This is a genomic window from Escherichia sp. AM3 (assembly GCF_032029835.1).
Lineage (GTDB): Bacteria > Pseudomonadota > Gammaproteobacteria > Enterobacterales > Enterobacteriaceae > Escherichia > Escherichia coli.
Genome location: NZ_JAVUPQ010000422.1, coordinates 1 through 839, shown reverse-complemented (window position 1 = coordinate 839; position 839 = coordinate 1). Strand labels below are relative to the sequence as shown.

Genomic DNA, 839 nt, shown 5'->3' with positions numbered 1-839 from the left:
GTTGTCTGATTATTGATTTTTGGCGAAACCATTTGATCATATGACAAGATGTGTATCTACCTTAACTTAATGATTTTGATAAAAATCATTAGGGGATTCATCAGTACCGGGCGTATTTTTTTAGTTATCGAGATTTTCAGGAGCTAAGGAAGCTAAAATGGAGAAAAAAATCACTGGATATAACACCGTTGATATATCCCAATGGCATCGTAAAGAACATTTTGAGGCATTTCAGTCAGTTGCTCAATGTACCTATAACCAGACCGTTCAGCTGGATATTACGGCCTTTTTAAAGACCGTAAAGAAAAATAAGCACAAGTTTTATCCGGCCTTTATTCACATTCTTGCCCGCCTGATGAATGCTCATCCGGAATTCCGTATGGCAATGAAAGACGGTGAGCTGGTGATATGGGATAGTGTTCACCCTTGTTACACCGTTTTCCATGAGCAAACTGAAACGTTTTCATCGCTCTGGAGTGAATACCACGACGATTTCCGGCAGTTTCTACACATATATTCGCAAGATGTGGCGTGTTACGGTGAAAACCTGGCCTATTTCCCTAAAGGGTTTATTGAGAATATGTTTTTCGTCTCAGCCAATCCCTGGGTGAGTTTCACCAGTTTTGATTTAAACGTGGCCAATATGGACAACTTCTTCGCCCCCGTTTTCACCATGGGCAAATATTATACGCAAGGCGACAAGGTGCTGATGCCGCTGGCGATTCAGGTTCATCATGCCGTTTGTGATGGCTTCCATGTCGGCAGAATGCTTAATGAATTACAACAGTACTGCGATGAGTGGCAGGGCGGGGCGTAATTTTTTTAAGGCAGTTATTGGT

1 protein-coding gene is annotated in these 839 nt (G+C 42.0%); it reads left to right on the top strand.

The annotated features are described in order from the left end of the window. Window positions 1-157 precede the first annotated feature (157 nt). Complete coding sequence (catA, locus tag RTW80_RS26330; RefSeq protein WP_312721024.1) at window positions 158-817, top strand: type A chloramphenicol O-acetyltransferase; 660 nt, start codon at window positions 158-160, stop codon at window positions 815-817. The last annotated feature ends 22 nt before the right edge of the window (window positions 818-839 follow it).

Excerpts from the sequence above, each read along its gene's own strand:
- catA (WP_312721024.1), top strand. The coding sequence starts at position 158 with ATGGAGAAAAAAATCACTGGATATAACACCGTTGATATATCCCAATGG.